At 56.7% G+C, this 23,995-nt stretch carries 33 protein-coding genes and 1 tRNA gene; 7 read left to right on the top strand and 27 right to left on the bottom strand.

The genetic code is table 11. The annotated features are described in order from the left end of the window. Positions 1–3 precede the first annotated feature (3 nt). Positions 4–1,524, top strand: coding sequence for an acetaldehyde dehydrogenase ExaC (gene exaC / locus H6X51_RS18465; RefSeq protein WP_185268928.1), 1,521 nt, complete (start codon positions 4–6; stop codon positions 1,522–1,524). 148 nt (positions 1,525–1,672) lie between these two features. On the opposite strand, the gene H6X51_RS18460 is transcribed toward exaC, so the two are convergent. After that, on the bottom strand, positions 1,673–2,875 hold the full coding sequence (locus H6X51_RS18460) for an ISL3 family transposase (RefSeq protein ID WP_003464938.1): 1,203 nt from the start codon (positions 2,873–2,875) through the stop codon (positions 1,673–1,675). Positions 2,876–2,996: 121 nt separating this feature from the next. Here H6X51_RS18460 and H6X51_RS18455 point away from each other — a divergent pair, with 121 nt between their 5' ends. Next, entirely contained in the window at positions 2,997–3,566 is a 570-nt protein-coding gene (locus H6X51_RS18455; RefSeq protein ID WP_185268927.1) for a TonB-dependent receptor, read from the top strand. 274 nt (positions 3,567–3,840) lie between these two features. On the opposite strand, the gene H6X51_RS19965 is transcribed toward H6X51_RS18455, so the two are convergent. The 16 genes from H6X51_RS19965 to H6X51_RS18375 all read right to left on the bottom strand — a co-directional run bounded on the left by H6X51_RS19965 (position 3,841) and on the right by H6X51_RS18375 (position 16,038). Next, positions 3,841–4,902: an STY4528 family pathogenicity island replication protein gene (locus tag H6X51_RS19965; RefSeq protein ID WP_221627419.1), complete on the bottom strand. Its 1,062-nt coding sequence runs from the start codon at positions 4,900–4,902 to the stop codon at positions 3,841–3,843. Positions 4,903–5,145: 243 nt separating this feature from the next. Beyond that, positions 5,146–5,427 carry a HigA family addiction module antitoxin gene (locus H6X51_RS18440; RefSeq protein ID WP_094267963.1) on the bottom strand — a complete coding sequence of 94 codons (282 nt, stop codon included), beginning with the start codon at positions 5,425–5,427 and terminating at the stop codon, positions 5,146–5,148. Positions 5,428–5,519: 92 nt separating this feature from the next. Continuing rightward, positions 5,520–5,783 (bottom strand): hypothetical protein, encoded by a 264-nt coding sequence (locus H6X51_RS20150; RefSeq protein ID WP_197731401.1) that lies wholly within the window; start codon positions 5,781–5,783, stop codon positions 5,520–5,522. Next, positions 5,746–6,339 carry a hypothetical protein gene (locus tag H6X51_RS20145; RefSeq protein ID WP_176978485.1) on the bottom strand — a complete coding sequence of 198 codons (594 nt, stop codon included), beginning with the start codon at positions 6,337–6,339 and terminating at the stop codon, positions 5,746–5,748. The genes H6X51_RS20150 and H6X51_RS20145 overlap by 38 nt, the downstream gene beginning before the upstream one ends. A 3-nt stretch (positions 6,340–6,342) precedes the next feature. After that, positions 6,343–7,161, bottom strand: a complete 819-nt coding sequence (locus H6X51_RS18430) for a hypothetical protein (RefSeq protein WP_197731400.1) — start codon at positions 7,159–7,161, stop codon at positions 6,343–6,345. A gap of 69 nt (positions 7,162–7,230) precedes the next feature. Further along, entirely contained in the window at positions 7,231–7,656 is a 426-nt protein-coding gene (locus tag H6X51_RS18425) for a hypothetical protein (RefSeq protein WP_075123233.1), read from the bottom strand. Positions 7,657–7,836: 180 nt separating this feature from the next. Further along, entirely contained in the window at positions 7,837–8,052 is a 216-nt protein-coding gene (locus H6X51_RS18420) for a hypothetical protein (protein ID WP_075123232.1), read from the bottom strand. A gap of 52 nt (positions 8,053–8,104) precedes the next feature. Next, the gene (locus H6X51_RS18415; RefSeq protein WP_079890275.1) at positions 8,105–8,572 is read right to left on the bottom strand and encodes a hypothetical protein; all 468 of its coding nucleotides are present in this window, start codon (positions 8,570–8,572) and stop codon (positions 8,105–8,107) included. Positions 8,573–8,579: 7 nt separating this feature from the next. Next, complete coding sequence (locus H6X51_RS18410) at positions 8,580–9,305, bottom strand: hypothetical protein (protein ID WP_102053792.1); 726 nt, start codon at positions 9,303–9,305, stop codon at positions 8,580–8,582. Positions 9,306–9,397: 92 nt separating this feature from the next. Continuing rightward, on the bottom strand, positions 9,398–9,814 hold the full coding sequence (locus tag H6X51_RS18405; RefSeq protein WP_102053791.1) for a hypothetical protein: 417 nt from the start codon (positions 9,812–9,814) through the stop codon (positions 9,398–9,400). A gap of 162 nt (positions 9,815–9,976) precedes the next feature. After that, positions 9,977–11,254 carry an efflux RND transporter periplasmic adaptor subunit gene (locus H6X51_RS18400; RefSeq protein ID WP_094267737.1) on the bottom strand — a complete coding sequence of 426 codons (1,278 nt, stop codon included), beginning with the start codon at positions 11,252–11,254 and terminating at the stop codon, positions 9,977–9,979. Then, positions 11,247–12,731, bottom strand: a complete 1,485-nt coding sequence (locus H6X51_RS18395; protein ID WP_094267738.1) for a TolC family protein — start codon at positions 12,729–12,731, stop codon at positions 11,247–11,249. The genes H6X51_RS18400 and H6X51_RS18395 overlap by 8 nt, the downstream gene beginning before the upstream one ends. Then, positions 12,724–13,965 carry an ABC transporter permease gene (locus H6X51_RS18390; protein WP_125856215.1) on the bottom strand — a complete coding sequence of 414 codons (1,242 nt, stop codon included), beginning with the start codon at positions 13,963–13,965 and terminating at the stop codon, positions 12,724–12,726. The genes H6X51_RS18395 and H6X51_RS18390 overlap by 8 nt, the downstream gene beginning before the upstream one ends. After that, complete coding sequence (locus H6X51_RS18385; RefSeq protein ID WP_094267740.1) at positions 13,958–14,659, bottom strand: ABC transporter ATP-binding protein; 702 nt, start codon at positions 14,657–14,659, stop codon at positions 13,958–13,960. The genes H6X51_RS18390 and H6X51_RS18385 overlap by 8 nt, the downstream gene beginning before the upstream one ends. Before the next feature lie 67 nt (positions 14,660–14,726). Then, a complete protein-coding gene (locus tag H6X51_RS18380) occupies positions 14,727–15,482 on the bottom strand; it encodes a hypothetical protein (RefSeq protein ID WP_094267741.1) in 756 nt (251 codons plus the stop codon). Positions 15,483–15,567: 85 nt separating this feature from the next. After that, the gene (locus H6X51_RS18375) at positions 15,568–16,038 is read right to left on the bottom strand and encodes a hypothetical protein (protein WP_094267742.1); all 471 of its coding nucleotides are present in this window, start codon (positions 16,036–16,038) and stop codon (positions 15,568–15,570) included. Positions 16,039–16,743: 705 nt separating this feature from the next. On the opposite strand from H6X51_RS18375, the gene H6X51_RS18370 reads away from it, so the two are divergent. After that, a tRNA-Cys gene (locus H6X51_RS18370) sits at positions 16,744–16,817 on the top strand. A 98-nt stretch (positions 16,818–16,915) separates the two neighbouring features. Here the strand turns inward: H6X51_RS18370 and H6X51_RS18365 are convergent. The 7 genes from H6X51_RS18365 to H6X51_RS18335 are packed head-to-tail and all read right to left on the bottom strand — an operon-like array spanning position 16,916 to position 19,710. Further along, positions 16,916–17,983, bottom strand: coding sequence for a phage integrase (locus H6X51_RS18365; RefSeq protein ID WP_185268926.1), 1,068 nt, complete (start codon positions 17,981–17,983; stop codon positions 16,916–16,918). A gap of 1 nt (position 17,984) precedes the next feature. Beyond that, on the bottom strand, positions 17,985–18,221 hold the full coding sequence (locus tag H6X51_RS18360; protein ID WP_185268925.1) for a DUF4224 domain-containing protein: 237 nt from the start codon (positions 18,219–18,221) through the stop codon (positions 17,985–17,987). A gap of 10 nt (positions 18,222–18,231) precedes the next feature. After that, positions 18,232–18,567 (bottom strand): DUF551 domain-containing protein, encoded by a 336-nt coding sequence (locus tag H6X51_RS18355; RefSeq protein ID WP_185268924.1) that lies wholly within the window; start codon positions 18,565–18,567, stop codon positions 18,232–18,234. Further along, positions 18,564–18,767, bottom strand: a complete 204-nt coding sequence (locus H6X51_RS20445) for a Lar family restriction alleviation protein (protein WP_185268923.1) — start codon at positions 18,765–18,767, stop codon at positions 18,564–18,566. Before H6X51_RS20445 ends, H6X51_RS18355 begins: the two co-directional genes overlap by 4 nt. Next, a complete protein-coding gene (locus H6X51_RS18345) occupies positions 18,760–18,936 on the bottom strand; it encodes a hypothetical protein (RefSeq protein WP_185268922.1) in 177 nt (58 codons plus the stop codon). The genes H6X51_RS20445 and H6X51_RS18345 overlap by 8 nt, the downstream gene beginning before the upstream one ends. Further along, positions 18,933–19,472: a hypothetical protein gene (locus H6X51_RS18340; protein WP_185268921.1), complete on the bottom strand. Its 540-nt coding sequence runs from the start codon at positions 19,470–19,472 to the stop codon at positions 18,933–18,935. The genes H6X51_RS18345 and H6X51_RS18340 overlap by 4 nt, the downstream gene beginning before the upstream one ends. Continuing rightward, complete coding sequence (locus H6X51_RS18335; RefSeq protein ID WP_185268920.1) at positions 19,465–19,710, bottom strand: hypothetical protein; 246 nt, start codon at positions 19,708–19,710, stop codon at positions 19,465–19,467. The genes H6X51_RS18340 and H6X51_RS18335 overlap by 8 nt, the downstream gene beginning before the upstream one ends. Before the next feature lie 274 nt (positions 19,711–19,984). Here H6X51_RS18335 and H6X51_RS18330 point away from each other — a divergent pair, with 274 nt between their 5' ends. Further along, positions 19,985–20,125: a hypothetical protein gene (locus H6X51_RS18330; protein WP_185268919.1), complete on the top strand. Its 141-nt coding sequence runs from the start codon at positions 19,985–19,987 to the stop codon at positions 20,123–20,125. Positions 20,126–20,191: 66 nt separating this feature from the next. Here the strand turns inward: H6X51_RS18330 and H6X51_RS18325 are convergent, their stop codons facing one another. Together H6X51_RS18325 and H6X51_RS18320 are read right to left on the bottom strand one after the other, a co-directional pair. Next, positions 20,192–21,496 carry a class I SAM-dependent methyltransferase gene (locus tag H6X51_RS18325; RefSeq protein ID WP_185268918.1) on the bottom strand — a complete coding sequence of 435 codons (1,305 nt, stop codon included), beginning with the start codon at positions 21,494–21,496 and terminating at the stop codon, positions 20,192–20,194. Further along, positions 21,493–21,774 carry a hypothetical protein gene (locus H6X51_RS18320; RefSeq protein WP_185268917.1) on the bottom strand — a complete coding sequence of 94 codons (282 nt, stop codon included), beginning with the start codon at positions 21,772–21,774 and terminating at the stop codon, positions 21,493–21,495. Before H6X51_RS18320 ends, H6X51_RS18325 begins: the two co-directional genes overlap by 4 nt. Positions 21,775–21,915: 141 nt before the next feature. Between H6X51_RS18320 and H6X51_RS18315 the strand changes: the two genes are divergently transcribed. Next, on the top strand, positions 21,916–22,128 hold the full coding sequence (locus H6X51_RS18315; RefSeq protein ID WP_185268916.1) for a hypothetical protein: 213 nt from the start codon (positions 21,916–21,918) through the stop codon (positions 22,126–22,128). A gap of 11 nt (positions 22,129–22,139) precedes the next feature. Here the strand turns inward: H6X51_RS18315 and H6X51_RS18310 are convergent, their stop codons facing one another. Then, positions 22,140–22,832, bottom strand: a complete 693-nt coding sequence (locus H6X51_RS18310; protein ID WP_185268915.1) for a hypothetical protein — start codon at positions 22,830–22,832, stop codon at positions 22,140–22,142. 313 nt (positions 22,833–23,145) lie between these two features. On the opposite strand from H6X51_RS18310, the gene H6X51_RS18305 reads away from it, so the two are divergent. Together H6X51_RS18305 and H6X51_RS18300 are read left to right on the top strand one after the other, a co-directional pair. Then, positions 23,146–23,400, top strand: a complete 255-nt coding sequence (locus H6X51_RS18305) for a type II toxin-antitoxin system HicA family toxin (protein ID WP_090272766.1) — start codon at positions 23,146–23,148, stop codon at positions 23,398–23,400. Next, the gene (locus H6X51_RS18300; protein WP_185268914.1) at positions 23,397–23,732 is read left to right on the top strand and encodes a type II toxin-antitoxin system HicB family antitoxin; all 336 of its coding nucleotides are present in this window, start codon (positions 23,397–23,399) and stop codon (positions 23,730–23,732) included. Before H6X51_RS18305 ends, H6X51_RS18300 begins: the two co-directional genes overlap by 4 nt. Positions 23,733–23,995 lie beyond the last annotated feature (263 nt).

Below are 23,995 nucleotides of genomic sequence, written 5' to 3'. Positions count from 1 at the left end.
AAAATGACGTATGCACAACCCGGCCAGGAAGGATCTGTAGTATCCTTCAAGCCGCGCTACGGCAATTACATCGGTGGTGAATTCGTCCCGCCGGTCAAAGGCGAGTACTTCGTCAACACCTCGCCGGTAAATGGTGAAGTCATTGCCGAATTCCCGCGTTCGGGCGCCGAAGACGTTGAGAAAGCGCTGGACGCCGCCCACGCTGCTGCCGATGCCTGGGGCAAGACCTCAGTGCAGGACCGCGCGCTGATTCTGCTGAAGATCGCCGATCGCATCGAAGCCAACCTGGAAAAGCTCGCTGTCGCTGAAACCTGGGACAACGGCAAGGCCGTCCGTGAAACCCTGAACGCCGACGTGCCGCTGGCTGCCGACCACTTCCGCTACTTCGCTGGCTGCATCCGCGCCCAGGAAGGCAGCGCCGCCGAGATCAACGAGCACACCGCGGCCTATCACTTCCATGAGCCGCTGGGTGTTGTCGGCCAGATCATCCCGTGGAACTTCCCGCTGCTGATGGCCGCCTGGAAACTGGCTCCGGCCCTGGCTGCCGGTAACTGCATCGTGCTCAAGCCGGCCGAGCAGACCCCGCTGTCGATCATGGTATTCATCGAAGTCGTCGGTGACCTCCTGCCGCCGGGCGTACTGAACATCGTCCAGGGCTTCGGTCGCGAAGCTGGTCAGGCGCTGGCCACCAGCACCCGCATCGCCAAGATCGCCTTCACCGGCTCGACCCCGGTCGGCTCGCACATCATGCGCTGCGCCGCCGAGAACATCATTCCGAGCACCGTGGAGCTGGGTGGCAAGAGCCCGAACATCTTCTTCGAAGACATCATGAATGCAGAGCCTGCGTTCATCGAGAAAGCCGCTGAAGGTCTGGTACTGGCGTTCTTCAACCAGGGCGAAGTCTGCACCTGCCCGTCGCGTGCGCTCATTCAGGAATCGATCTTCGAGCCCTTCATGGAAGTGGTGATGAAGAAGATCAAGGCGATCAAGCGTGGCAACCCGCTGGATACCGACACCATGGTTGGCGCCCAGGCGTCCGAGCAGCAGTTCGACAAGATCCTTTCCTACATGGAGATCGCTCAGCAGGAAGGCGCACAGATCCTCACCGGCGGTGCCGCCGAGAAGCTCGAAGGCGGCCTGGCCTCCGGTTACTACGTGCAGCCGACCCTGATCAAGGGTCACAACAAGATGCGTGTGTTCCAGGAAGAAATCTTCGGACCCGTGGTCGGTGTGGCGACCTTCAAGGACGAAGCCGAAGCCCTGGCGATTGCCAACGACACCGAGTTCGGCCTGGGTGCCGGCGTCTGGACCCGCGACATCAACCGTGCCTACCGCATGGGTCGTGGCATCAAGGCCGGTCGCGTGTGGACCAACTGCTACCACCTGTACCCGGCGCACGCGGCGTTCGGTGGCTACAAGAAGTCCGGCGTCGGCCGTGAAACCCACAAGATGATGCTCGACCACTATCAGCAGACCAAGAACCTGCTGATCAGCTACGACATCAATCCACTCGGATTCTTCTGATGAGGGCCCCGGCGTGTGAGCTCCAGCGCGCCGGTTTATTTTGCTACGCACGTCATGTGCAGGGACCTGCGCCGCTTCTGCTGTAACCCCCCTCGAACCGAGCGCAAGGTTCCTATCGCAACGCGGCTCCGGCCGCGTTTTTTTTGGTTCATCGCGCTTTCCCGGGGAAGGCAGCCTTGATTTTCAGGAAAAAGTATTCCGAGTCCCGAAAACCATAGGCCATACGCTTGATCACCTTGATGCGGTTGTTGACGCCCTCAAGGACGCTGGTATGCATATGGAAGTTGGCACTGGCGAGGATGCCTCGGGCGTATTTGCGCAGGTTGCGAGCGAAGCGCTGTAGCGGCGCGAGGCCGCTGTCCCGGGCGTGCCGCAACCAGGTTCGCCAGCGGCGCCAGCCCTCTCGTACGCTGGGGGCGAACCAGACATCCTTCAGCGCATCCTTGAGGACATAGACCGTAGCCAGCGGCTGGTTGGCCGCGAGTAGTTCTTGAAGCTGCACGGCTTGTCCGTCCTTCAGGTTGTTGCGATTGCGCAGCAGCAGCCAGCGGCTTTGCTTGACCGCCTTTCGTGCCGGCTTGTCTTCGCGCAGGAGGTTGGCCTGGTCAACCCGGATACGGTCGATCACATCCCGACCGTAGCGCGCGACGACGTGAAACAGGTCGTACACCACTTCGGCTTGCGGGCAATGCTTCTTCACCTCCAAATCAAAAGCCGTGTTCATGTCCATGGCCACCGCCTCTATCTGCTGGCAGTGCTTGCCGAGCAATTCAAAGAACGGGCGGACCGCCTCGCGGCTGTTGCCGTGGCCGACCCACAATACCCGCGTTCGCTCGGCATCCATGATGACCGTGGCATAGCGATGCCCTTTGTGCAGGGCGAACTCGTCCATCACCAGGCGGCGGACACCGGTTGAATCGAAGTTGCCTACCTCGGCTTGAAGGCGTCGTTTATCGAGCGTTTTGAGGGTGTGCCAATGCAGGCCGGTGAGCTGGCTGACGTGGCTGATCGGCAGCAGCCGCAGCAAGCTTTCGAGCCATATCCGTAACCGCTGGGTCAGCCGAGATGCTGGCTCCAACCAGTCGATCCGCTCGGTCACCCGCCCACAACTCAGGCAATCGACTCGGCGCACTGGTAGTTGAAGCAGGACGCGCTGATCGAACAGATCACGATCACGCACCAGACGAATCCGGCGATCGTGAATCAACGGGCTGAACTGGCCACAACGCCCGCACTTAGGAAGAGAGCCGGCTTGAGGTTCAAGCTCAATGAGGAGGGTGTTATCGGTAGATGGGCGACAGGTAACGGCGTCGTAGCCTGGCCAGAAAGCGGCAAGATCAATAGGATGCACGGCGACAGCAGGGACAGGTGAAGGGTGTGTTTGGCGACTGCCAATTTACCTGCTTTCCTGACTGTCAACTCGCTCTTCCCCCAGACTCCGCGAAGAACCTTAAAAATGGGGGGATTACCGATTGGTCACTTTGCTGAATGCAGGAGTTGCCGAGGCCCAGGGGGCCGAGGTCGAAGTCTCCTGGTTGCCTACCGAACGACTGACCATGAACCTTGGCTACGCCTATAACGACGGCGAGTATTCCGACTTTGAATTGGGACCCTGCCAGGTAGCCACACCCTGGCATACCGGACTTCCTGATCCCGGCGACAATGGGGACGGCACTTGCGACCGCTCAGGCGGAATGCTCCGCGGTAACGCTGAGAACCGGGCGACCTTGAGCGCTGACTATCGCTTCAGCTTTTCCAGCGTCATGGAAGGATTCATCTATGGGGAATACATTTATACCGACGAGAGGATGACAGACGTCAACAACGATCCGCTGAAGTTGGACGACGACTACTTTTACGTCAATCTACGGGCAGGTCTCGATTGGATCAGCTTGGACACATCCCTTACAGTCTGGGCAAGAAATCTCACCGACGAAGACATCGTAGCCACGATCGCTGACGCCGTAGCCCAAGAAGGCAAGCTGATTGGCTACTATGGTGCTCCACGTACCTGGGGTATCACTCTCCGCAAGAATTGGTGAGTCTTTTGAAGTCAATCGATCATCGCAGCGCACAAAATCTAGAATGACATTGTAGTGTGGCGCGGTGATCGATTGAATTTACAGCCTATAAGTGGCCCCAAAATTTTATTGACCGCTAAAGATTGCCGCGGGTCAAGCGCCATTCACAGGCGGACATTCCAGGGCCAACGTAGATTCTCGACTCATACGCTGCTTTAACGAGTCAGGACTTATGACAGTGACTGCTAACATCCGCAAGATCCTTGCAAATGCGCCTTCGCACTACTGATGAACACTATGTGGTTATCGATTTCGCAATCAGCTCTTCCAATTGCCCGAGACGCTCTTTTCCAAAGAACATTTCCTCACCAAAGAAGAACGTTGGAATACCGAAGGCACCGTGATCAGCAGCACGTTGCGTGTTGTCGATCAATTCCCGCTTGACTTCCGAATCTTGTGTAGCTTCTAAAAGCGCCTGGCCGTCCAGACCGCCGTCAGTAAACACTTCAACGAATGTCTCAGGATCGTCCATCTTCTTGCCATCTTCCCACATCGCCTTGAACGCGATCTCAATGAACTGCTCGAGTTCACCCCGTTTTTTGGCAGCGATAGAGGCACGCATTAGAAGCAGCGTGTTGACCGGGAAATTCGGGTTCATCTGATACTTGCTCAAACCATGTCGAATTTTTTTATACTTATACAAACTATACGTAGGCGCAGAATCCTGAATGGTCTGCCGGGCGCGATGGTTCTGTGGCAGAACGGCCATTGGATTGGCGGATGCGTTGGCTGGTTCTTCCGGGGCGTCGGTATCCGCAGGTTGAGGCTGCCCGGTCGCCGTCGATGCCGGTGGCGGCGGATCGTTATGATCGTCGTCAGCGACAGGGCCGGGCTTTTCATCCGTCATCGTGGCCTGGATGTGGCTGGCTACCCGTGATACCTGATTGTTTTCGTGGCGTTCTGATTCGTGTAGCAAATCCGGCAGGCTGGCATCAAGTTCGCAGGCCTGGGCAAACCTGAGAGGGTGGTCGTGTACCTGGTACAGCTCACTCAATACATGGCCGGTCAGTGGGTCGCGGTGTTGGCCGATCAGGCTGATCCAGCCGGTCAAGCGCAGCACCACCAGTACGCGCCAGGCGGTCTCGTAGCCAGCACGCTGGCCCAGCGGGATCGAGGTGAGGTAGCGGCGCAGTTGTCCAAGATTCGCCAGCGGACTGAGGCCGTCAGCGGCACGCAGCATCCGAAGCACCTGCCAGCCATTGCGTTCAAGGGGCGTCAGGCGGGTGTCGAGCATCAGGGCGGTAGGAGTGCCAAGTAAGGTCTCGCCTGCAGAGGCGTTGCTGTGAGGGTGCGTCATGTCAGTTCTCCAGAATGGCAGGCGGGTTCGCCCGATGCCCTGCATCTCACTGGAGTTCTGTTTTCATGTCAGGCAACAATAGGTTCTGCGGCACAACCCTATTTCATACCGCCGTCAGACTGTGGCCGCTGACGTTCGGTGCGCGACGGCGGGGCCTTTCCGATGCACTCGGGCATGAACAGGCAAAGCAGCATTCACGCGGTTACAACCGCTTGACTCACACATTCAGGCCAATAACAAAAGTCAGGGGTACAGTCGGATAATGGGAGGGTGAGGCCGTTGCCTGGCTTGCCACAACGACCAGGCTTGTTGCTCGGCAAGATACTGGCGAGCGCTGCCCAGTCCAGCCAGTTCCAGTCGGTGCGCGAGTTCGGCACGGACAGGCAAGCGGCCATTCAGTACGGCACGCAGATGGCGGGGGCTGAATCCCAGGTGGGTAGCCAGGGCATCGGCGTTGATGCCCAGCGCTGGAAGTACGTCAAGGCGTAGTGCTTCGCCTGGGTGAGGTGGATTGTGCATGGGGATAACGTTCTCCGGCTTCCAAGCAGAGGGACAAGCGTTATGGATGCGCACGTTGCTCGGTTGGACGATAAAAGCCTGTTTTGCTTATCCGGTTATCATTGTGCCTTAGAAAGTCCAATCGCTTTCTCCAGGACGGCTTGCAGCATTTCCTGCGATGACTGACCTTCTTTGAAGATGCTTTCAGAGAGTTTCTCGGTGTCTTCCTCGGTTGCTTGTTTGATTAGGGCGAGCGGTCCCCATTGGTCTAGTTGTTCTTGGTACAGGCTATCGATGCTGTCCCTGTGACCATCCGGGTAGGCCGCCTTTTCTACCGGAGGCAGATCATCGAAGTAGTCCAGAATGCTTTTGAAAAAAATCACGGTTATCGCCACCATTTGTTAGTTTGGCTGACAGGCTGGAGAAATATGCTTCATCCTGCTTGCTAAGTTCCCCATAAGCGGCATATCGTTCTGCTTCTGTGTAAGTTCCCGAATCATCATAGACAATGGCGCTCAAATCATTTCGAGCCATGCCTGCGAACGGATTGGAAAGATGCTTGGGCGGGGATTGGGATAGCCCGATGGCCCAATCCAGAGACTTCTGGCCTAAAGTCAATCGAGCGGGATCGTCTGTTTTTGGAAGTAAGTCGTCTTTGTTATAGCTCCCGCCTGCAATAAGGTGTCCGAAATTATAAATATCCTTCTGTCCTTTTGCATATAGGCTCTTCAACTCGCTTTGTGACATGGATGTCTGTCGCTCGATAGCACTGCTTTGAATATAGCGTGCCTGAGCGGAACTGGATATTGAAACGGTTGCGGCAGTGCTTGAGTTGGTGTTTTCAGTAGTGGACTTTGTAGTGTTCTCCGATCGCAAGCCTTCCTGAGCAGGCGCTTTTGCGGGAATGCTCGTCTGATAAGATTTGATCGAGATGTTCATGGTTTATTGTGCCTTAGAAAGCCCAATCGCTTTCTCCAGGACGGCTTGCAGCATTTCCTGCGATGACTGACCTTCTTTGAAGATGCTTTCAGAGAGTTTCTCGGTGTCTTCCTCGGTTGCTTGTTTGATTAGGGCGAGCGGTCCCCATTGATCCAGCTGTTCTTGATACAGACTGTCGATGCTGTCCCTGTAACCATCCGGGTAGGCTGCCTTTTCTACCGGAGGCAGATCATCGAAGTAGTCCAGAATGCTTTTGAAAAAATCACGATTATCGCCACCATTTGTTAGTTTGGCTGACAGGCTGGAGAAATATGCCTCGTCCTGCATGCGGAGTTCTGCTGAGGCAGCATATCGCTCGGCCATGGTGTATGTTCCGGAGTCATCATAGACCACGGCACTCAGATCATTTCGGGCCATTCCAGCAAAAGGGTTAGAAGCATTCCCCGGGGGGGATTGATGAAGGGAAATGGCGTATTCCAGAGATTTTTTTCCCAGTTCCAATCGTGCGGGATCATCTGTTTGTGGTAGCAAATCATCTTTATTGTAATTTTTGCTGCCGAGAAGTTGGCTGAAATTGTATATATCAGACCATGTACTTGAGTGTAGCTGCTTTAATTCACCTTGCGACATGGCAGCTTGGCGCTCGGTTGCGCTGCTCTGGATATAGCGGGCTTGTGCGGAGCTGGATATTGAGACGGTTGCGGCAGTGCTCGAGTTGGTGTTTTCAGCGATGGACTTTGTAGTGTTGTCCGAACGCGGTATTTCCTGGGCAGGCACTTGTGCGGGAATGCTCGCCTGATAGGATTTGATCGTGATATTCATAGCAATACTCCAAAAGCCGGAGATAACAGCATAGCTATCCCCGGCCAGAGAGCCTAGAGAAATGCCGAATTACTTGATTTCAAATTCGACTGTATAGTTGTACGGAAGCCCAGCTTGGGCCGCAGTGATGTTGGCATTACAGGTGGCGCGAGTGGTGCCAATGCTGGTGCCGGTCTTGGTCCAGCTCGGTACTTTGGTGCTTGGGTTGACCTGGTGCGATGCCGCAAAACGGCATTTCTTGTTGCCGGAAGCGTAGACGAAGCGCATGCCAGAAACCGTATCTGCAACGCTGGTCAGGTAGAAAGTTGTTGTATTGGACGGCAGGATCGAGCCTGGCGTCGGCGAGACGCTACCTGAGAAGTACTCGTAAGTGTATGCTGCTTCGGTGGTGGTGGAGTTTTTCACCTTAACGGTGACAGTAGTATTGGCCGCGTGGGCGGTTGCGACCATCGACGCGAAGAGAGCGGCTGCTCCGAACAGTTTAGCGAGTTTCATAAAATGTCCTTTTAAGGTTGATAATCTCTACAGCGCTTGTCCCTCAGCATTCAGGCAAGTACCTGACCTGCCAGGTCTCCCCGGCAGCGGAAGAACATCTAAATTAACGGCGGTAAATGAGAATTCTTTAGCTTTCCTGGCTGTTTTTTCTGCATTTTTTTGCGTAAGTTTTCGTCGTGCTCATGGCGCCAGAACATACCCTGCCTGCAACCCTTGCACCTCAACGCCCTGGGTGATCGCCTGTCCAGGCACGGCAGGAACATTCGCTGGCGTTGCGCCTGCTGTGGCGCGGAACATGACATAAGTTGAACCGTTATTGTCCGTCGCCAAAACCTGGGGCGGAACCACGATGCCCTGCTCGTTGCGGTAGAGGATGACCGCCAGCCGGACGCTCATATCCAGCCTGACCTGCGCGGCTTCGGTCTTCGGCGTATCGAAATGGGCATCATTACTTCATTGCAAGCGCTGCCACCTTCACTAAATCTTCTTTGCTTAAGTTAAGGTCTTTGGTAACTTTTGCCAGCATTTGATTTGCATCTGCCAACGCTCCAGATAGCGCATTGATCATTGCCTGGCTCTGCGCAACTTTCACCTGTCGCGTTTCGTCGCTAAGGCTGGCATCGTTCATGATCTGTTGGAGTTTTTCCTGTTCAGCCTTGAGCTTTTCTTTAAGGTCGCGGATCATTTTCAGAATGCGCTGCACTTCATCGGGGAGGCCGCTATTTTCAATGTCGTCGTATTTCCCTGATGTTTTCTTGTTGGCTTGCCCAGCCATCATAAGGCCAGCCATTGAAATTTTTACAGAGCCTGCGTCATCTGGCTGAGTATTTCCAAGGGGAGACTGCGCACTGCCCGTTGTGATGGTCTGCGCAGGCTGTACGGACATGATGCCGGTTGACGATGTGATGATGCTCATGCGTCCGTCACCCTTGTGAGACTGCCCTTGAGTCCTGTGGCTCTACGGCTTTTGCCGAACGTTGCGCTTGGGCCATTTGTTCAAGTTGCTTGATCAGTTCAGCAATGTCCACATCTTTAGGAACATTCAGTTCTTCAATGCTTTCACCACGAGATAGGCGCTGTGCCAGCTCAGAGAAATTGACTTGGTAGCTTGATGAATTACCGCTTGAATAGTTGCGATCTTGCGGAGAATAGGTTTCTTTCGCTACAGTAGCCCCGGTAACTGGTGAAGCATTTGCAACAGCAGCGATGAGCTTCATGGAATTGATTGCGCCACCACGACTCCCGTTAAATTCACTTCCGGCATATGTGGGAAGTTGTTTTTGCTGAAAATCCCATTGATTGTATTTTGCGTCTTGATTTATCCCCTTGCCATCAGGGCCAAATTCTACTGAGCCAGATATATATCCGAAATTGACTTGTTCGTAAGTCAGAAGTTTTGCGTCGATAAGCCCTCTGTAAAGAGTGAGCATATCATTGCGGCTGGCATCTTTAACATTGATATCTTTTACTATCTCTTTAAATTTATCATAATCATCCTGACTTAGAACGCCACCCAATACCCCGTTTTGGCTGGTTTCTTTCCCTACTTTTACGGTAAATCCCTCATACTGTTTGGGATCAAGCAGTGAACGGTTCGCGTTGAGTGATAAATTGCCCAGTGCATTTGATAACGGGTTAATTGATGGCATGGTCTATGATTCTCCCTTTGAGTTGCCATGACGCGATTTTGATAGAACTGGGGAGCAGACGATGGCTCCCCAGTTCAGCTTTATTAAATCAATCAAGTGCCAGGGATTGTGAACAGTGGCATACGACCTTCCATACGCCAGTTACGTACTTGAGATGTACCTACGTTCTCGATGCGATAACGGTATTGGCCGGTAGCACTGGGTACGAAGCTCCGATTAACAGTTCTTGCTCCATTACTGGTGGTCGAAGACACGAGAGACCACGACGAACCAGAACGTCGCTCAATGATATGGGCGATCCTGCTCGTCGGGTTGTTGCCGGAAAGGTCTTCAAACTTGAACGTCACCGAGCCAATGCACGAGATGCTGAACTCATACACGTTCTGAGAATCACCTGCAGAAAGGCTTGCCCCGCTGCTGGTGATGTTCATATAAGCGCATGCAGCAGCCGCCATGTTGCTGGTACTCAGCAACAATGCCGCGAATAGCGAGAAGAACAGTTTTTTCATACGATACTCCTTGTGGATGAAATAGCTGAATCCCCTTCGCCCTCGTTCGGCACGGAAAGCTGGTGAAGGGTAACTTCTATAACGGCAGGAAATGAGAATTCTTTAGCTTTTCTTGACTGTTTTTTCTGCAATTTTTGCGTGATTTTTTGCCGTCGCCCACGTTCAGGGCACCAGAACATACCCTGCCTGCAACCCTTGTACTTCAATGCCCTCAGTGATTGCCCGTCCTGGTACAACCGGAATCTTCGATGGCGCTGTATCTGCGGTGGCGCGGAACATGACATAAGTTGAACCGTCACTGTCCGTCGTCAATGCCTGTGGCGGCACCACGATGCCCTGCTCGTTGCGGTAGAGGCTGACCGCCAGCCGGGCGCTCATACCCAGCCTGACCTGCGCGGCTTCGGTCTGCGGCGTATCGACGGCAATCACAATGTCGTAGTGGGCGGCTGCGCCGGGGGCATCCGCCGCGTTGCCCTGTACCGCGATGGCGGCAATACGGCCTGTCAGCGTTATCCCGGCGAAGCCATCGCCCGTGATTTGCACGGGCATGCCCTCGCGTAGCTGATGCAGGTCGGTTTCCTCTACGCGGGTGAGTACCTGGATGCGATCCAGCCCGATTACGGTCAGCAGTGGCGTGCCTTGCGTGACCTGTACGCCAGCCTGCGCGATAAGCGCTTTTCCGCCCTCGGGCACCGATGGACGCGCCACCACGCCAGGAAATGGCGCTCTAAGCACGCGCCGTTCGCTTTGCGCCGTCACGGCCTGATAGCGGGCTTGTGCGTTGGTCAGCTCCATCTCGGCAATCTTGCGTTCTTCGCCCTGGCCGCGAGACTCGGCGGTACGCAGTTCGTCCCGGGCGGCAAGCAGGTCTTGCTGCTGGGTGCGTACCTGCTGCGCCAGCGTATCAACTTCCATGCGGGCCACGATCCCACGCTCGAACAACGCCCGCGTGTCTCGCAGGTTGGCCTGCGTGGCTTCCAACGTTGAACGAGCGGTCTGCACGGCGCGTCGGGCGCGTGACACTTCGGGGCTGCCGTCCCAGTTGCGCAGTTGATGGGCTTCCCGTTGTGCCTTGAGCAGTTCGGCCTGTGCCTGCCGCAACTGGATTTCGATTTGCGCCGGGTCAAGCCGCAGCAGTGTCTGGCCCGCCTCAACGGTTTGACCTTCCTGCACCAGCACGTCCCGAATGACGCCTTCAAACGGCGCGGACAGGGTTTCCTGCCGGGCAGCCTGGATGCGGCCCACCAGGCCCAGCTGCTGTTCCACCAACTGGGGCTGTACCTGCACCCATTGCGCTTGTGGTTGCTGGGGGATGCTGGCGTTGTCGGATTGCCAGAAGGCGGCGGAAGTCGCGGCTGTCAGCAACACGAGTAACGCCGAACGCATGGGGTGGCGGCGGACGTGTGCGATCAGTGGGTCTATCAAGCGATTTTTAATCATTCAGCGATATGTCCCAGCTTTCCAGTGTGGTGCCCAGCGTCTGATCGAGTTCGGCCTGCGCGTTCAGGTAGCTGATCAATGCGTTCAGGCGGGCGTTCTCGGCATTGCGCAGGTCGTTCTCGAAACTCAGCACCTGAAAGTTGCTGGAGCGGCCCACGGTGAGCTTTTCCCGTTCAATTTCCAGCTTGCGGCGTGAAAGGTCGAGCGCACGCTGGGCGATTTCGTACTGTCGCCAGCGGGTGCCAATATCGCGCACCGCATTCGCCACGTCGCGCTCCAGTTGCTGGCGGGCTTCGGCCAGCTGGATTTCCTGATTGCGCACGTTGACCTGGGCCTGTACCTCGGCCTGGCGCGTGCTGAGGTCGCCAATGGGGATTTCGACCTGGATGCCGACATAGTTTTCCCAGGTTCGTGCGGAACCGCTCAGGGTATTGCGGTCGCGTATCTGGCTGGCGCCGCCCACCAGAGAAACGTCCCACAGGCGGTCATTACGCGCTACGGCAAGATTGATGGTGGCCTGTTCGCTGTAGATGAGTTGAGAGAGCCAGGCGGGTTGCAAGGCTTCGGCTTGCCGGAGCGCCTCAGCGGCATTGACGTCCACGCGCCGCGCCTGCAGTGCCTCGGTGGCGACTATCGGCGTATTCAGATTCAGGGCGAGTAGCTGCAACAGGGCAAGCCGTGCGGTATCCGTCTGATTGCGGGCCTCTTCATAGGCCAGTTCCTGTGAGGCGACTTCGGCCTCTGTCTGCACGATTTCAAACTCGGCCATGCGTCCGGCAGCGATCATGGCGCGGTTGACTTCAAGCAACTGACGGGCGCGTTGCAACGATTCCCTGGAAATCTTCAACTGCTCCTGTGCCTGCAGCAGGGTGCGGTAGGACGCAATCACTTGCGTGATGGTCTGCGAGACAGTGGATTTCAGGTTGAGCCGGTTGGCCTGCTCGGATAGCCGCGCCAGGCGCACCGGTGCTGTCGCAATATCCTTGCCTGCGCCGCGTAACAACGGCTGGATCAGAGAAATGTTGGCCCCGTCATTGCGTGACAGCCCGGCCTGGTCGGCCTGCGTATGGCGGTACGTCCAGCCCAGGCTTACGCGGGTGCCATAGGGCGTCAGCAATGTGGTTGTGGGGGTTACGGTGCTTTCCCGGTAACGGTCATCCTGATTCCGGCTGGAAAGATAGCCGCCGCTGAGCACCAGTTTGGGTGTGAAGCGGTCTTCCGCCACGCGCAGGTCGAATTTCTGGGCAATGCGATCGAGATAGGCGCTGCGGATGGCGCGGTTGTCGCGCAGCCCCAGATAGATCGCGTCGCTCAGGGTCAACTCGATGGTCTCGGCATTGAGTGAAATGCTGGCCGTCGTCGATGATGGCTGACCCTGGCGGGTCGCCTGGGATGGGCGCAGCGCCCCATCTGTCCTCGCCTGCGCAACGACAGGGGCCATCAGCATGAGTGCGATGAGGATAGACACTTTACGCATCACGCAACGCCTGTACCGGGGTGAGGCGCGCAGCCGCCATCGCAGGCGACAGCCCGAAAAACAGGCCGGTTGCGATGGCGCTGCCAATACCGAGCGGCAATGCCGCCGCCGAGAATGAGAAGGCAGACCAGCCCGAGTAGTGAACGAAGGCCCAGGCCATGATCAGGCCAACAGCCGCGCCAGCCAGTGCCCCGGTGGCGGCCAGTACAACCGCTTCCAGCAGGAAGAGCCTGGCAATGTCCCTGGGGCGAGCGCCGAGCGCCATACGCACGCCTATCTCACGGCGGCGCTCGGCGACGTTCATCACCATGACATTCATGACGCCGATGCCGCCGACCAGCAGGGCGATACTGCCCAGTCCTGCCAGCAGCCAGGAAAACAGGCGTGACTGTTTCGCCATGCCCTCAAGCAACAGTCGGGGAATTTGCACGTTGACCTCATAGCCGGGCATCCTGCCTTCCACCCATTGCTGCAGGGCGGGGGAGGTTTGCACCAGCGTTGCGCCGTTGGGGTTGCGGGCCAGTACGCTGGTGATCTGCGGACTGGGGATGATGCGTCGCATGCCTTCCAGTGGCAGCAAAATGGCGTCGTCCGGCGGGGCGGGAAGCAATGGGTTCTGGCCTGCGGGTTGCAGGATGCCGATCACCTGAAACAGATAACCGCCGATCTGAATGCGGTCGCCGGGCTGGGCATGGATGCCTGCGTTTTCCCACGCCGCTGCGACATTCGCACCCAGCACCGCATGGGTACTGTGCGTATCGAACTGGCTCAGGAAACGCCCCTGCGCCAGTTGGAGATCCAGCACGCCGGGCAGGTCGGCATTGCTGCCCAGTATTGTTGTACTCAGAGCATGGCCTTTAAGCCGGGCGTCACTACTGGTCAGGATGAGAGGAGCTGCCGCTGTAATGTCGGGGATGGCCTGGCGCAACGCGGCGGTATCCAGTGTGGCGACGTTCGGTAACGCCTCGCTGCGGCCGCTGCCGGGGATCTGCACGTTTGCCACAAGCAGATCGCTGCCCATCCCCTTGAAGACGTTCATGGCTTCACGTTCGGCGTTGTGCCCGATGTTCAGCAGGGCAACGACGGCCATGCAGCCCACGGCGATCCCCAGCAGCGCCAGAACGGCACGGCGACCGAGCTGGCGCAGATTCTCCACGGGTTCGCGCACCAGGTGCAGCCATGAGGGGCCGTAGCCATGCGATGAGGTCAGTGTGATGGCAGCACGTCTAGGCATGTCCCGCTTCCTCGATCCGGCCATCGCGGACTTGAATGCAACGAGCCATGCGATCGGCAATCCCGGTATCGTGCGTCACCACAACCAGGGTCGTGCCGCGTTCGCGGTTCAAAGACAGCAGCAGCCCGATGATGTCCTGCGCCGTCTGGCTGTCGAGGTTGCCGGTGGGTTCGTCAGCCAGCAGCAGCGAGGGTTCGCCGACAAGGGCGCGGGCTATCGCGACACGCTGGCGCTGGCCGCCCGACATATCGGCGGGTCGATGGTGGCTGCGGTTGCTCAGGCCGACGCGCTCCAGTTGCGTCAGGGCAGCCTGGCGGGCTTGCGGCTGGGGGATGCCGCGATAGAGCAGCGGGAGTGCCACATTGTCGAGCGCATCGAGCCGTGGCAGCAGGTTGAAACTCTGGAATACGAAGCCAATGATCCGATTACGCGCGATGGCGCGTGATTCGGCATCGGCGTTGGTCATGTCTTCGCCCGCGAGCAGAACACGCCCCGAAGTCGGTTCATCCAGCAGCCCGATGAGGTTGAGCAGCGTGCTTTTCCCTGAGCCAGACGCACCAACGATGGCGCAACTTTGGCCTGTGGGGACAGAAAACGACACATCATACAAAACCGCCTGACTGGACGCGCCCGTAGCATAAGCATGCGTAATATTTTCCAGGCGAATCAAATCGGTGTCGTGAACTCTCTGCATCCTCTCTCCAGATGATTTTGCCGTCCCCTTGCCTGTGCTGTCGCAGCAGACGATGATGTTACTGGGCTTATGATTTCTGGTTATTTGTTAGTCGTTTTGTTAGTTGTTCCAGCAAGGATTCAAGTTCATCTTTATGTTGTGATGACTCTGTGCTTTTAGCCTCCTGTATCCAGCCCTGCAACTGCATGTCATAGCCTTTGGGAAGTTGGGACTCTTCAATGGCGGGTAGAGATTTATAGTGGTCAAGAACTTCCTGGTGGGTCTCTGCAGATATTTTGCCTGTACGGTTGTAGTCATCCATCATTTTGGCAACAACCTTTACGCGCCACTGATATTCCTGATCATCCGCTTCTGATAAAGCCGCACGGCGCTCGTTGACAGTGAAGGCGCCGCTGTCGTCGTAAGCGATTAGTGCAAGTTGGTCGCGTGACATACCTTTGAATGGATTGCTGCCTTGGCCGTTGGTAAAGGCAGTTGCCTGTTTTGCTTGTGCAAGTCGTTGTGAGTCGTCGGAGTTCGGGACTTCTGCATCATGAATAGCTTTGTTGCGTGTATAGCTTTCACCATAAAGCTCATGAGCGGTCGATTGGGCAATAGCTGCAAGTCCGTCACGATTGGTGATGGCGTCTCGTGTTTCGGCTCGAACGGCGGCATCATTAAGCAGGCGTGATAGCGATGAAACCTGCATTGTTGCACTGTTGGGAGTGTTGATTATCTCAGAGGTCTGAGAGTATGTTGTTTCCCCAGTTTTATTAACAAAACTGCGTTCGCTTACTTGAGTTTGTTGAGGCGTGGTTGTGCCAAGTTGATTAATGCTATTCATATAGCGTCCCGTAGGAATTGTAATCTGCATTGCGCTTTCAGAAAGAGGGGCGACCAGTTACATATGCCGGGTCGCCCGTTGTCAGTTACTTCATCGTGAATTCAACCGTCCACGAGTAGTTTGACAAATTCTGCGATTTGATGGTGGCGGTGCAGACTGCCCCACCGCTAGCGGTTGCAGTTTTGTTCCATTTCGGAATTTTAGTTGGGCCGCCAGGTAGCAGAGCGCCGCCCGAGATTTGATTTACGAAGGTTGTACCGAAGACGCAGGTCTTACTGCCTATGGTATAGCGCACGGTTGCTGCGTTGGCATCGGGGCTGATGATATTTTGCACAACGTATGTGTCAGCACCTTGAGGCTGCACTGTCGTTTTTGGCTTAGGGCTTGCATTGGTGTTGGTACTCACCTCATTATTGGTGACGACCTTGTAGGTGGCCTCTTGAGTGCTGAGGTTTTTGAATGTTACGGTCACTGGCGGGCCAGCAAATGCAGCGCCAGCGGCACACATCGTCGCAGCGGCAAGAGCAGCCGACAGCATGGTTTGTTTGATCTTCATATACGATCTCCTTCAGTGGTATTGAACAATGTATCCGTGCAGGGTTTGTGTTCGCCCGTCCGGTATTGCAGCACTTCGTTGTGCGATTCCATGCGGCAATTCTGCTTTATCTTGCCTGCGTTGAAACGTCTTCTCGTGGATTCTTATTCAATGCAGGCTGATAAAATTTTTGTATAAGTTCCCTACGGGTTAACGGCTACAAATGAGAATTCTTTAGGGTTGGATTGCGTTATTTTTGTGCTGCTCGGGCTTCTGCTGAATTGCAGTGTCCTTGTCAGTGAAAGAACGTCCATGGCGGGACAAACCAGGCAACATTGCCACTATGAAGGTTGCTTCGCCTGGCACCATGACCTGAGGCAGCACCTACAAGCTCTTCTTGGCTGGAGCAGGGACGCGGAGTGGTAGATGCAGGCTGGGGCGGTGCTTCTTGTTCGGCATCAGTCACCGCATGGTTGCTGCTGCCCAGGGGCATGCAGGCAATGATCGGGTAAGATGAAGAGACGATATGACCAAAAAACAAGCACTTGAAGCGGTGTCGTGAGAAAGCGCTTGCCAAGACAGCAAGGGTAGTACATAATCCAGTCCGTCAAGCAGAGCGGTGTACCAAAAACCTCTGTTGAATCAATAGGATAGGGATCGACGGGGAAACCCGTTTCCCGCTCCAATTTCGTTGTGCTGCGTTCGCAGCTCGACAGCCCAGTTAGAGGCCGGGTGGCAGAGTGGTCATGCAGCGGATTGCAAATCCGTGAACGCCGGTTCGATTCCGACCTCGGCCTCCAGTATAGAAGCCCCGTAAACACTGCGTTTGCGGGGTTTTTTATTGGGCGGTATTTTTCCAATCAGTTCCGCAACTATCGGGGAAGTTCCGCAACCATGGTCACCTGGTCGGGTTCACAACCTCGCCAACACGCCGGTAAACCTTCTTCGTAATTTCCTCTTTTGAGTGGCCCAGCAGCCTGCTGGCCGCGGTCAAATCCTCAATTTCCGACGCTGCCTTGGGGCGTATGTCCTTGAACTGGAACTGCCTGATTCGCTCGGCGAGGGCGGTATCACCAGCGCTTGCTGCCTTGGTGGCGGCGCTTGCGCGGGCCTCATCCCAGCGGTTGCGGAGCATCGCATAGCTCATCCGTAGGCCGCTGCTGTTGGTGATCAGCACGCTGTTTCGGATGCCCGCCTCCTTTCTGCGCTCCAGCAGCCCATCGATAAACAGACCAAGCCCCGTCAACTGCTCACCATTGCGCAAACGAATGCGCAACTTCTTGCCGGTCTTGCCCTGGCTCACCAGCATGAAGTCGCCGGACAGGTCGCCAGTGGTGGGCTTGATGCTGTCAGCAGGGCGCGGTCCAGTCAGGTACGCCAGATCCATTGCATCCTTCAACTCCTGGCAGGCATGTTTGTACACCGCATCCCACACGTCATCAGCGGCGTAATAGTCTCGAACCTTCTCCTTGTTCCGTCGCACCCGAGCGCAAGGGTTCTCCTTCTCCGTGTACCCCCATTCCCGAGCGATGTTGAACACATGGGAAAGCAGGGCGATCTCACGATTTCCCCGGGTCTTTGCCGTCCTGGCGTCCCGGTACTGGGCAACCACCTGGGGCGTAATGGCGTCAATCGGGGCATCCGAGAACGCCTTGCGCAGGTTCTTCAGTTCCTTGATGTTATCGCTCTGGGTTCGCGGTGCTTTCCCTGGGATGATTTCAGCCTCGTATCGATCGAATATCGCCCCCATCAGATTGATTACGGCAGGGGCGACAGTTCGCTCCAGTCGCGCCCATTCGACTCTGGCCTGATTGAGGTCCGAGCCAAGCGGTATCTCCTTGCGGCGCCCGTTCTCGTCCCGGCCGTTGTAGTAGTAGCCGATCCATATCTTCCCTGACTTGCGTTGGCGTATCCGCTTTATCATCCTGGGTGGCAACTCTCGGTTCGCCTTGCCCTTTGGCCGCATGTCACTCCACTCTTGAAAGGTCCAGTGTCCATGGCTCGGCTGATGCCGTGTCTGATGTCGGGTTGACGCCTGACAGCTTCAGTCGGGTGTAAATCCGACCCACTACAGGCCGGTTCGATGCGTTGACTTCAAATACCCAGCCGCGGGAAGCCAGCCACTCTATTTGTTTTTTCGGGGTTTTGGAGCCAGTCATAACGACCAGCTCGGGCTCTTCAAGAAATTCCGATGCGGTAGACATTGGATACCTCTCATGCACAGACAGGCCGCCGCAATGGGCAGTATGGGGTGTCAGATTCAGGGCATAGCGCGTCAAAGTCGATGCGTAAACTTCCATCATAGTCACCCGGTTGCGGCGGGGTGTAGACCATCACAAGCAACCCTGGCTCTGGAAGCCTATCGTCAACGCTGATCCATCGCGGTATCGCCGCGACCAATTTACTGACCTCAGCAATATGGTCGGACTGACGGATCAGTGGCTCTGGCTGCTCTCCCGAGCGGCGTGCCAGATCTGCTACAGCAGCTCTCTTGTAGATTGATCCGTCAGGGATTATCCATGCCACCACCTCTGGTTTATTGGTTGTCATGGCTGCTGCTCCTGTACTCGATGATTCCATGCGCCTATCGCACTCGCCTCGCTGCGATGAAAAAGCTGCCGAGCCTGGCATCTGACGCAATACACGCGCCAGAACTTCCCATGCGCCCATACAGCCTTATCTGCACTTCCCTGTATCGTCTTGCATGGGCCATCGCAAAACGGGCAGCGCTTGAGTCTTTCGTCATGCATGAGCGTCACCCCCTTGCTGCTCCCGCCGCCGTTTTTCCCGAAGCATTTCACGCCGAATATCCTCTTCGACAGCCCCCATAGCCTCGTCGAAACTTGCGTCTCGGAAGAATGAGATATCCCCTACGAACACCCGACCATCAATGATGACGTTGTACTCAATGCGCTTCATGTCTGTTGCTCCCGGTGGGCGGATAGGGCTTCAAAGGCCATCCGATGATTCTCTGCATTCGTCGCCCGGTGAGCCGGCGCCCTGTTTGCGTCACGAATCTGCTCCAGCGCCGCAACAAGTCCGCTCACGTCCGGCGCTGCGGGTGGGGCTGCATATACGTCCCGTGTCGGAATGCCAGCATCTTCTGTATTTTTCCTGTGATTCTTGATGCGATCGTCGCCGTGCCACCACTTTCCATCTTGAAAGAACTGCCAGCCAACCGGATCCTGCTCAGCCTGCTGCTCAAGCACAGCGGTTGCCCAGCCCATCAACCCGACATTCACAGGCCTCAGGTCTCGATGACGGTCAAGTAGAATGGCTTGCAAGCGGGCTGCTTCGGCGTCGTCCAGTGCGTGTGCTTCTTCCTGCTGCTCAGGCGCAGCCAGAATCGCCATGCGCAGCGCCATATCCATATCCCCGAACAGCATGTGTGCATCCTCTGCAACTTCGACCATTTCGGGCGTTGGGTGGTACGGCACCAGCTTGTAATCAGTCATGGCTTCCACCCTCGCTATCTATGCCCTCGGGTGCCGCATACAACAGCGCCCCATTCGGCAGACTCAGCCCTGCGGCGGTCAGCACAACGCGCACAGGCTCGCCCTCCAGGTGATGCTCGATGCGCCCGACGATTTGCGGGTCGCACGGCACTACATCAAAGTTTGCCGATTCGTCGAACGGCACGGGTTCAATCATGTTCGGCGTCATCGGGTGGCGGCGGTTGTTGAGTGTGCTCATAGCGGGATCTCCATCTGTCCGCGTTTCGTTGATCTGATGTGCCTGTGCCACCGATCCCGCGCCCATCGCACCAGCGTTGAGCGGAATGACGGCCACGGCGTTGCCCTGGCCTGCGCGAGGTAGACGCGGGCTATGTGTTGGTTGGTGGTCATGGGGCTTCTCTTATCGGGCCGGTATGGCCAGTGGTTGGCGCTTGGGTTATGGTCGTGGTTGCTGGCACGGTGCCAGCGATTGCAGATTTACTTGAGGCCCGAAAGGGCAGGGAGTACGAGGTATGAAAGTTCTGCTGATTGCTTTGTCGCTGATGATGGTAAGCAGTACCGTTCTGGCTCACGGCGGCGGTTGCCGGAAAAGCTCACCACCCGGCCAGTGCTGCCACATGGATAACAGCAAAGGCACCGTTCACTGCCATTGAACTGTAAGCTGTGGTTCTGCTTGGGTCGAATCAGGCAGGAGGGGCGGCCGGGATGGCGCCCTTCGGTCATTTCTTCCTCCACTTCCAATAACCGGTGCCCACGTTCGTGCCCGACTCGCGGAAGCTGCCCACCGGCAGATCACGCCATGCGCCGCCTTTCGGTAGCAGGTCGCTACCCTCGGCAGTGGCCGGAAGTATCGCTACCAGGGTGCCGCCGGGGCGCAAGCACTCCATCGCCTTGTGCACATGCTTCGCCCAGTGCTTTGAGCAGAAGGGCGGGTTCATGATGACCACGTCGAATGTCGGGCCAGTGGCGTACTCAAGGAAGTTGCCTGTCCAGACGGCATAGCCCTTTTCTCGGCACGTCTGGGCGCGTCCGGGGTGATATTCCACGCCAAGTAGATCGTCATGACCGCGCTTTCGCAGTGCGTCCAGAATCGCCCCGGTGCCGCATGACGGCTCAAGAATCTTCGCGCTGTCGTGGATGTACAGGTCAGCCAGAACTTCTTCGATAACAGCCGCTGGCGTCGGGTAGAAGGCCAGATCCTTGCTGACCTCAGTGCCGGCCTGCTTTTTGTCCGGCTTCTCGAAGTCATCCGGTATCACGCTGCCGTAAAACTCATGCAAGCAGTCGTTGATCAGCCCCAGCGCTCGCTTGTTGAAATGCACATGCGCGTTGCCATTGGCGAACGTGCGTATTTCAAGGCCGAACTGGTGCAGGGTGAACGGCTTCGACTGGCCCCATACGCAAGAGTGGGCGCGGATGATGTCGCGCCATGGCTGCCGCTCTGGCTCCGGAACATGCTCGCCAAGCCATAGGCCGGGCTTCACCTGCTCCATCGCTGCGCACATGTCGTTCATCCGGTCGAATCCCCAGCTGCTGTAGCCGGCAAAGTTACCCAGGATGGCACGCTTTGGCAGGCCCTTCACGCCGAAGCCGAAGTTGCTGTGCGACTTATAGAACTTGTCCAGCGTGCAGAACACCTCAGCCAGACCCTTGAGGATGTAATAGCGGGGATTTTCCCAGTACTGACCGAACGTGGCTTGCAGGTTCTCCAGCGTCAGAGGCGCGGGATCTGAAAGACTTTGGTCGAACTTCTTCTTGTCGGCTGCACTGAACACCGAATCGAGATTCAGCGTTTGATATATCGCACGCCATGCGCTCGACAGCAGGATGCGCTCGACACCTTGCCGGTGAATGCGAAGTGGGCTGGCCACTGGCTCGTACCGGCCTGTGCCGACCTCGCAATTCGCGTTCAGCGTGTCAATGGCCAGCTCGGCAGCTGCCAGCGTGTCGTCCAGCGCGCCATGCTTCGTGTGGTACTCCATGACGATATCGCGGACGGTGTGGGGGTAGGCTAGCTGATTCATGCGGACTCCTGGGGCGCGAATGACAGCGGTGCTGGGCATGGCTGCGCCCTCATGATGCCGGCGCGCTCCTGGACCAGGCGCCCGACCTCTATCTGCATGACCGACTTGCCCAGGCCGAACGCGGCGAAGATGGCCCGGCAACCGCCTCTCACCGCCCAACGAACGATGTCGCGCTGGTGCGGCTTAAGCATGGGATTGATATCAGAATCTTCGACTTCAAAACCGGCGAAGTCGGCAAGCCGGATCTTCTTTCGCAGAAAATCGACATAGGCTGTCATATGGGTACCTCAGAGAATGCTGGCCTCTCGACAGGCCTTCGGATATGGTCGGGTGACCGGCATGGGGCTGGAAAAGGGGGTATGCAGATGCCAATAGATTTCACCAGCGGACGATTTAATGTGTATGGCGGGAGGGGCCCAATGGCACCCTTGGTAGGGCGCATTGATCATGATGAATATGTTCGGGACGAGGCCAGTCGACCTATATATCGTATAGATGAGATCGATTTTTACGATATGGAAGGACGGCATATTGGCGAAATCGAAGCCGTAGAAAAAGCCTGGATGGTTGTGTCGAGCGACCAATCAGGAGTGACTTGTCATTTTGTGATTCGCCCCGAGTTTTCGGAATAACTGGGCGGCCATCAGGCCGCCTTCTCCGTCTCGCCCTCAATCACCCCGCCCTCAACCCACACCTGCTGCACACCCGGCGGCACCCTCGCCATCGGCGCTTTCATGGTCCCGGCCATGAATGCCTGCTCCAGCATCCCGTCCCGCGTGGCGCCGATCAATAACTTGAGCGCTTGCGGCCGTGATGCCGGCTCCAGCACATCGAACCGATCCAGCGCCACCAGGCCGATGCCCGACAGCTTGGCGATGGCCACGGCCAGCAGGGTATCGACGCGCCACTGTTCGGACTCGGACAGCAGGCCGTACAGGCGGCCGTCATATTCGACCTCGATCTCGGTGCTGATCGATGCCTGTTTCCATCCGGCCCGGGCCGACAGATCGGCCAGCAGCTCGTTCATCGGCGTGATGGCATCGGCAAGGATCTGCGACGGTATGCCGGTGGGGGCCAGGGCCTCCGCGATTGCAGTCCAGCGCTGAACCTCGGCATGGTATTCGGCAGCCTCGGCGATGATCTTCTGGTGCTGGGCCGCGGCGTTGAATGCCTCGGTCAGCGCTTCGTGCTTGGCCCGGGCCGCGTCGCGCTGCTGGCGCAGATCGCCGATCAACTTCTCGGCGTTCTCGATCGCGTCTGCCGGCGGCACCGCCTGCATTGACTGCTGCAGTTCTTCCAGCTTGGCCGCGGCGTTGGTGGCCTGGATCTGCGACATGGGCGTTACTCCATGTCGAAGTCGTCGTAAGCCACTTCGCTGGCTCCGTGCTATCCGGCGAGTCTCCGGATTGTGGCGCGGTGTTCTGCGCTGTCGTGATTAAATATCACGAATCGTGTTTTATGTGTCAGCACAAATCGTGATTTTAATTTCCAAAGGTGTGATTTCAAGGAGGCGGAGCGAAGGTGGAAGAATCGAGCGGGGCGGGAGTTACGGGCACAAAAAAACCGCCGAAGCGGTTGGGGGGGGGTAGGCAAAGAGTAGTGCTACAACTGGAATTGTCAGTAGTACTGATTATTGGTACTATCCGGATATGAAAAGAAAACACCAGAAAACCCTTGAGCTGATCTTTGCTCGTCCCGTCAGCGCCAATGTTCAGTGGCGAGATATCGAAGCGCTGTTCATTGAGCTGGGTGCGGATGTATCAGAGCGGGAGGGATCACGCATCGGGGTGCGATTATTTGGTGAGATACGGGTGTTCCATCGGCCACACCCGTCGCCGACCACTGACAAGGGTGCAGTGGCCTCGGTGCGTGACTGGCTGAATGCGAATGGAGTAAAGCCATGAAGAACACGATGACGATTGACGGCTACCGGGCCGTTATCCAGTTCGACCCTGAGATTGAGATGTTTCGTGGAGAGTTCGTTGGCCTGAATGGCGGGGCGGATTTCTACGCGGCTGATATTGAGGGGTTGAAGCGGGAAGGGGCGACGTCTCTACGGGTATTTCTGGAGATGTGCGCCGAGGGTGGTATCGAGCCAACCAAAGCGTTCTCCGGCAAGTTCAACGTGCGGGTGCCGCCGGAGCTGCACGCTGACCTGGTAGTGGCTGCCACTGCAGAGGGCAAGAGCTTGAATCAGTGGGTGGTGGAGGCGCTTGGTAGAGAGGCGCATATTTGAGGCGAGCAGGGAAGGGCAAGCGTAAAAAAGCCCGCTCAGGGCGGGCTTCTTAGACTTGTGCCTGGTTATCGACAGGTGACCAATAAAGTTATCTGAATTTTGTCCTCCCGCGCTCCTGAATTAAGTGTAGAAGTTTCGATCTGATCTGACACTCGGCTTGAAAAGGACGGGGTTACCGAGTTTGATGGTTGTGCGACCAATCATCTCACTCATAGGAGTAACCCCGCATGAATGTTGTAAATCAACCGATCGTCAAACACAAG

Source organism: Halopseudomonas xiamenensis (assembly GCF_014219065.1).
Taxonomy (GTDB): domain Bacteria; phylum Pseudomonadota; class Gammaproteobacteria; order Pseudomonadales; family Pseudomonadaceae; genus Halopseudomonas; species Halopseudomonas xiamenensis.
This window is presented reverse-complemented; position numbering and strand designations above follow the sequence as displayed.